A 6824-nucleotide genomic window follows, 5' to 3' on the forward strand; every position below is an offset into this window, starting at 1 on the left:
CACCCTTGGCCTGGTCGGCCTACCCTGCGGCACCTTCAGCGCCCTGAGCGCCGGATGGCTCATGGCCTGGCTCTATCGCCGCGGCCGCCTGGACGGACCGATCTTCCCGGTGATGACCCAGTCGGTCGTTTGGGCCACCTTCGGCACGATGACGGCTTTGGCCCCGACCCCGCAACTGGCCCTGGTCGCCTATGCCAGCACCTCACTGGTGTCGATTTGGGCGACGACGGCGACCCTTACCGGTCTTAGCCAGATTACCCCCAACGAGCTGCGCGGGCAGGTCATCGCAATCTACGTGGCCATCACGGGCCTTGTGGCCCTGACCCTGGGCGGACTGTCGGTGGGCCTGCTGACCGATTATGTCTTCACGGGCCCCGCGGGGATTTCGCCCGCCATGGCCTGTGTCTACGCCTTTGGCGGCATATCCAGCCTGCTATTGCTGCTGGTCGGCCGCAAGGCCTTCGCCCAGGCCGCCTTGCGGGCCCAGGCCTGGACCAGCACTTGAGCTGAGGCAGCGCTACCCCAGGGCGGCGGCGCCGGCCTCGGCAACCTGTTCGTCTTCGTGGAAATCGGCGCCCGCGACGCCCACCCCGCCGACGCACTGGCCCTCGTTGAGGATGGGCATCCCGCCTTGCATCGGCAGGGAGCGCAGCTTCAGGATCGACGGCCGGTCCTTGATAAGGTTCTCCAGTTTGGACGAGGGAAGCCAGGACAGGGCGGCGGTGCGCGCCTTGCCCAGGGCGACCTCCACGGTGGTGACCTTCACCCCGTCCATCCGCTCAAGATAGAGCGGATAGCCCCCGTCATCGACCACCGCGATGGTAATCTTCCATCCGTGGCGCGAAGCCTCGGCGCGGCACGCAGCGACGATCGTCTGGACGTCAGCCTGTTCGAGGCAGGGTTTGGTGCGCATCGGAAGCGTCCTTTGATCGGGGGTGCAGCGTCCAGACTATGACAGCCCGTCGACCCCGGCCAACGGTTGACGGTCCCGGCGCCCAATGGCGCGGCCATGGAACTGTCAGGTCAACCTCGCGAGGCCGACGGTCTCCCAGCCGGCCCGTCGTTGAATTTGACGGGTCCTTCCATATCAACCGCATCTTCCGACGTGGCCCTGCAGGCGGAGCGTGCTGCATTCTCGACTTAGGTTGACTACTCTCTCGGGCTCACCGCCGAGGTCGGGACGTTGCGCGAGCGAGGCCTACTTCAATCGGGTGCTGCGAATGCGCACTGACATCGCGAAATAGCTGGCGGCTCCGCCTAGCCGCCCGTCGTCCACGACCGCGCGCGGATGACCGCGTCGCTAAAGGACTTACGGGCCAGCAACAGTAGGACCACGCCCAGGGAGCCGCCAACGGCGTACATCGTCGCCAGGCTGGGTTGCAGACCCTTCGGGCCCGTGAACACGTGATCAGACAGCAGGCCCACCGTCAGCGGCCCCACCGTCACGCCGATCAGGCCAGTGAACATTGCGTAGATGGCCGTGATCTGGCCGCGCAGCTGATTGGGGGTGATCTGATTGAGCCCCACCAGCGCCGCCGTCGTCGACCAGATGGCGAACAGCGACGTCACTACGTGCGCGCTGAGCGCGATCGTAGTGTCCGGTGTCAGGCTCTTGATGGTGCCAAAGATCGCCCACACGAGCGCCTGGAGCATCACCACTAGGATCGGCCCGTCCGTGCGGCCGCGCTTGGCCAGCCACCAGAGCACCACGCCGGCACTTAGCGCGCTGAAGGTGCCAGCCGGGAAGCCCAGCATGCCCAGCGTCGTGCCGACCTGAACCGAAGTCCAGCCGTGCGCGCGGATGAACATCGAGGGCAACCAGGCGATCTGGGCGTTGACCACCATCACGTTCAAGACCGTGCCGCCCATGATCGCCAGGTAGGCGGCCCAGTTCGACGTCAGCTGCCGCCAGATCGGGATCAGCGAGAAGGCCTGTCCGGCGTCGGTCACGTCACGACGCACCGGCTCGCGCACGGTCAGGACCACCAGCAGCGCGAGCACGACGCCCGGCAGGCCCATGATCATGAAGGCAAGCTGCCAGTCCTTGTACCCACCGAACAGCCCGGGCTCCCAGTCCCTCAGCGCCGTCGCCATGACGATGGCGCCGCTGCCGACGACATAGGAAAGCGCCGTACCGATGGCGCCGCCCACCATGAAGACGCCAAAGGCGCGCGAGCGTTCGGCGGGCCGGAACAGGTCCGCGATGAGGGATGACGAAGCCGGGGTGACCGTCGCCTCGCCCGCTCCCACGCCAATGCGCCCGAGGAACAGCATGCCGTACGAACGCGCGAATCCACACGCCACGGTCGCCGCGCTCCAGAAGAAGACCCCCATCGCGAGCAGGTTCACCCGCTTCCAGCGGTCGACCAGCACGCCCATGGGCAGGCCGAAGAGCGAGTAGAAGATCGCGAACGCCAGCCCCTGCAGCAGCCCCATCTGGGTGTCGGATATCTTCAAGTCGGCCTTGATAGGCTCCACCAGAAGCCCGATGGCGATGCGGTCGACGATCGCCAGCGCGTAGCAGAGCACGAGGATGCCCACCACGTACCAGGCGTATCCCCGCGACGGCCAGGTGGCGGTCTCGGGGGCCGGGTCGGCGTCGGCCGCTGCGGTTGTGTCCGTCATCTGGAGTTCTCCTCAGGCGCCCGCGGGCTGCGCGGCCGTCCACGCCTCGACCAGGTCCTCGCCGCTGGCGCTCCACACGCCCGGCTGGGACTGGATGTGCTTCAGCGCTCGTTCGAGCGCTCCGATGCGGTGCGGCTGGCCGATCACCCACGGGTGCAGCGTGATCGCCATGATGCGCCCGCCGGCGCCCTGGGCTTCGCGATGCAGGAAGTTGAACTGGTCCACCACCTGATCGGCGAAGTCGCTTTCGCTGTGGCGGAAGTCGACAATGATCTGGCGGTCGCTGATCTCGGACGAGTGCGGCAGCGCCACCAGCGACCGCGTGCGCGTCCGAAAGACATAGGGCATGTCGTCATTGATCCAGTCTCCGAACCATTCGACGCCCTCCTCCGCCAGCAGGTCGGGCGTGTTCATGGATTCCGACTTGCCCGGCGAGATCCAGCCGCGCACCGGCTGTCCGGTGGTCTGGCGCAGCACCGAGAGGCTCTCGCGGATGACCGCCCGCTCCTCCGCCTCGGGCTGGCCGCCATAATGGGGATGGTCCATGTCGAGACCGTGGCCCACCACCTCGTCGCCGCGGTCGACCACGCTGCGCACCAGCGACGGATACCGCTCTGCCACCCGACTGTTGATCGCCCACGACGCGCGCAGCTTCAGCTGATCTAGGAGCTGGAGAAGCCGATAGACGCCTACGCGGTTGCCATAGTCGCGGAGCGTGAAGTGCCGAAGGTCGGGATATGGCGTGACCATTCCGCCTGGCAGCTTGAAGGGCTGGCCCTTCTGGTCGAGGGGGAAGAACTCGAGCGCCACGTTGATCCACAGCGCGATGCTCGCCCCGCCGGGCCAGGACACTTTGGGCCGCACGGGCAGGATCGACCAGTCGTAGCGGTCGTGGTCCATGCCATAGCGGCGCATGGGATAGCGTAAATAGTCAGGATCCAGGGCCATCAGCGCGCCTCCGCCTTCACTCTGATGTCGGCGACCGCGGCGCCGTAGTAGTTGGCGGTCCAGTACTCCGCGATCTCGCGGCCGGTGGTGGCCCAAACCCCCTCATGTCCCATGATGTATTCGAACACCTCCTCGAACGGCTCCAGCCGGTAGGGCTGGCCGATCAGGAAGGCGTGCAGCGGGATGCACATCACCGTCCCTGACTCGGCGCCCTCCGCGTAGAGGCGATCGAAGTTCGCCTTCAGTATCTCGACGTAGCGGCGAGGGGTGCTGTTCTGGTTGATGAAGATGATGGAGTCGTTCATTTCCAGCGAATAGGGCACGGACACCAATCGTCCCGTCCTCGTCTTTACCGGCGTCGGCTGGTCATCATGGAAAAGGTCGCACGTGTATTTCAGGCCGTATTCGGCCAGGAGGTCCATGGTGCGCTCGGTGTGGGTTAGCGCCGGCGCAAGCCAGCCGGCGATGCGCTGCCCCGTCGCCTTCTCCACCGTCTCGATAGAGTCCTCGATGACGGCACGCTCCTGCGCCTCGTCCATGCCGTAACAGTAGCGAGTGTTGTAGATGCCGTGGCTGAAGAATTCCCAGTCGCGCTCTGCGCAGGCCTTGATGATCTCAGGGTGGTGGTCGACCAGCGCCACGGAGAGGGAGATCGAGCCGCGCAGGCCGTACTTGTCCATCAGCTGCATCATCCGCCAGTGGCCGACGCGGTTGCCGTAGTCGCGGTAGGAGTACCCGACGACGTCCGGGACCGGCCTGGGCCAGGGCTTGCGGCTGGGATTAACCGGCGGGGCGAGTTCATAGAACTCGATGTTTGGCGCCACCCAGAAGGCCAGCCGCTTGCCGCCCGGCCAGACGATCTTGGGCCGGTTCCTGTAGGGCCAATAGTCGTAGAGGCCGGGATCGGACTTCACTACCCGGCTCCCGCGCTCTGCGGCCAGGCGGCAAGGTAGTCGCGCACCACCGCGAACGGCTCCACATCGGCGTACTTGAGCAGCATGTCGGCAAGGTTCGCGAAGTGGGGGATCTCGTGCTTGTCGGCCACGCACTCCTCCGCAACGATCGTGCGGTAGCCGCGCGACAGGCTTTCGACGGCGCAGGCCCGCACGCACCCCGAAGTCGAGCCCCCGGTGATGATCACCGTGTCGATCTTGTGCCAGGTCAGGAGCGACTGGAGGTTGGTCTCGTGGAAGGGCGAGGCCATCCGCTTATTGATGATGATATCGCGGCTCTCGTCGATGCGCAGCCGGTCGTCGAATTCGGCCCGGCGGCTGCCCACCTTGATGTTCTGCAAGCTGTCGGGGGTGTTGGTGCGGGTGCCCCAGACGCCGGCGTCCTCGCCGGAGTCCATATAGGCGACGTAGGTCCAGATCACGGGCAGGCCCTTGGCCCGGCAGAGGTCGGCAAGCTCGTTGACGTAGTCGAGCTGCCTTGGGTCGGTCTCGTAGGCCGTCGCGAACTCCCCCACGGCCGTATAGGCCTTCTGCAGGTCGATGTTCACCAGCGCGGGCTTTTCGCCGAAGCCGAACTTCGCGCGTGCGGGCCGCGCCTTGATCGCCGCGTAGTACTGGCGTGGCGATTGATCTGATAGTTCCATGCTCACCTCTCTTTGCCGGCCAGCTTGGGTGAAAGACCCGCCCCAGCGACGGTCTCGTCGTATCGGCGGCCCGCGGCCAGGATTTCCTCGGTCCCGAGCACCGCATTCAGGCCGGCGAGATCGTGCATCCGGTCGGACCAGCCGGCGCTGGTCTTCTGCGCCTTCAGGTCGGCAAAGAACCGCTCCAGCGTCCAGACCAGCACGCGGGCCGTGGCGCCGGGGAAGATCACCAGCCGATAACCCAGCGCACCAAGCTCGTCGGCGTCCTTGAGCGGCGTGGAGCCTCCTTCCACCATGTTGACCAGGAGCGGGACCCGGCCGGCGAAGCGTGCGCAGATCGTGCGCATCTCAGAAAGTGATCGCGGCGCCTCGATGAACAGCATGTCGGGTCCGGCCTGGAGGTAGGCCTCGGCGCGCTCTAGGGCCGGCTCGAACCCTTCGACGCCGATCGCGTCGGTGCGGGCGATGATCACCGTCGCCGACTGGTTGCGGGCGTCCATCGCCGCGCGGATCTTGCCCGTCATCTCGCCGGTGGACACCAGTCGCTTGCCTGCCAGGTGGCCGCAGCGTTTCGGCGCCTCCTGGTCCTCGAACTGGATAGCCGAGGCGCCCGCGCGCTCGAAGGTGGTCACCGTTCGCTGGACATTGAGCGCATTGCCGAATCCGGTGTCGGCGTCGACCACCAGTGGAAGCGCCGGGCAGCGGTCCCGGATCAGCGAGATGGTCTCGGCGACCTCGCTGGCCGACACCAGGCCGATGTCAGGCCGGCCCAAGCGGCTATAGGCGATGGAGGCGCCGGAGAGATAGGCTGCCGCGAACCCCTGCCGTTCGATCAGCGACGCGGTCAGCGCATCGTAGCAGCCAGGGGCCAGTACCGCGCCGTCCGTGCTGGCAAGCGCCGCACGCAAGGCCTGCGCCGGCGCGCTCATGTCCCGCGTTGCGCGGCCAGCCGCGCCTTCAAATGGGGCATCAGGCCGCCCACCATGATCATCTCTAGCAGATGCGGCGGAATGGGCTCGACCGGGTAGTCTGCGCCGGTCGTCAGGTTTCGCACCTGACCGGCCGCGAGATCGACCTCCAAGCAGTCGCCAGCCGAGATTTCGTCCGCTTCGCGGAAAAACAGCGCTGGCAGGCCCAAGTTGACGGCATTGCGGTAGAAGATGCGCGCGAAGCTCTTGGCCAGGACCGCGCCCACGCCCAGGATCTTCAGCGCCTGCGGGGCCTGTTCGCGGCTGGAGCCGACGCCGAAATTCTCACCGCCCACCAAGATGTCTCCCGCTTGGACCTTTAGCGCGAACTCAGGATCCACGGCCTCCAGGCAATGCGTCGCCACCTCCTCGGCCGTCAGCTTCATGTAGATTCCCGGCGCCAGCACATCGGTGTCGATGTTGTCCCCAAAGGTCCAGGCGCGGCCAGTCACCTTGCCATTCATGCCGCGTCCGCAAGGAAGAAGGGCCTGGGGTCGCAGATGCGGCCGTCGACGGCGCTGGCGGCCACCGTGTAAGGCGACGCTAGATAGACCTCCGATCCCATGTGGCCCATGCGTCCCTTGAAGTTCCGGTTGGTGGTCGAGATGCAGACTTCCCCGTCGGCCAGCACGCCCGCGCCGTAGCCGGCGCAAGCCCCGCAGCCGGTCCCCAGCAGGATCGCGCCG

Annotated in this window: 8 protein-coding genes and 1 pseudogene; 1 reads left to right on the forward strand and 8 read right to left on the reverse strand. The window is 66.5% G+C overall.

Features of this window, described 5'->3' with window-relative positions; translation table 11 throughout:
* Positions 1-505, forward strand: a pseudogene (locus ACLL81_RS15645) (hypothetical protein); the annotation flags it as partial.
* 12 nt (positions 506-517) lie between these two features.
* On the opposite strand, the gene ACLL81_RS15650 reads toward ACLL81_RS15645, so the two are convergent.
* The 8 genes from ACLL81_RS15650 to ACLL81_RS15685 form a co-directional block, all read right to left on the reverse strand.
* Positions 518-913 (reverse strand): GlcG/HbpS family heme-binding protein, encoded by a 396-nt coding sequence (locus tag ACLL81_RS15650; RefSeq protein ID WP_411289292.1) that lies wholly within the window; start codon positions 911-913, stop codon positions 518-520.
* Positions 914-1257: 344 nt separating this feature from the next.
* Positions 1258-2625: an MFS transporter gene (locus tag ACLL81_RS15655; RefSeq protein ID WP_411289293.1), complete on the reverse strand. Its 1368-nt coding sequence runs from the start codon at positions 2623-2625 to the stop codon at positions 1258-1260.
* Between the two features lie 12 nt (positions 2626-2637).
* Positions 2638-3573, reverse strand: coding sequence for a polysaccharide deacetylase family protein (locus tag ACLL81_RS15660; RefSeq protein ID WP_411289294.1), 936 nt, complete (start codon positions 3571-3573; stop codon positions 2638-2640).
* On the reverse strand, positions 3573-4487 hold the full coding sequence (locus tag ACLL81_RS15665; RefSeq protein WP_411289295.1) for a polysaccharide deacetylase family protein: 915 nt from the start codon (positions 4485-4487) through the stop codon (positions 3573-3575). The genes ACLL81_RS15660 and ACLL81_RS15665 overlap by 1 nt, the downstream gene beginning before the upstream one ends.
* Positions 4487-5170, reverse strand: coding sequence for an isochorismatase family protein (locus ACLL81_RS15670; protein WP_411289296.1), 684 nt, complete (start codon positions 5168-5170; stop codon positions 4487-4489). The genes ACLL81_RS15665 and ACLL81_RS15670 overlap by 1 nt, the downstream gene beginning before the upstream one ends.
* A 2-nt stretch (positions 5171-5172) precedes the next feature.
* Entirely contained in the window at positions 5173-6099 is a 927-nt protein-coding gene (locus tag ACLL81_RS15675; RefSeq protein WP_411289297.1) for an oxaloacetate decarboxylase, read from the reverse strand.
* Complete coding sequence (locus ACLL81_RS15680) at positions 6096-6602, reverse strand: 3-isopropylmalate dehydratase small subunit (RefSeq protein WP_411289298.1); 507 nt, start codon at positions 6600-6602, stop codon at positions 6096-6098. Before ACLL81_RS15680 ends, ACLL81_RS15675 begins: the two co-directional genes overlap by 4 nt.
* Positions 6599-6824: aconitase family protein (locus ACLL81_RS15685; RefSeq protein ID WP_411289299.1), on the reverse strand; the 226-nt coding region annotated here is incomplete at its 5' end. The genes ACLL81_RS15685 and ACLL81_RS15680, both read right to left, overlap by 4 nt.

It is taken from the genome of Phenylobacterium sp., assembly GCF_046590535.1.
In the GTDB taxonomy this organism is placed as follows: Bacteria; Pseudomonadota; Alphaproteobacteria; order Caulobacterales; family Caulobacteraceae; genus Phenylobacterium.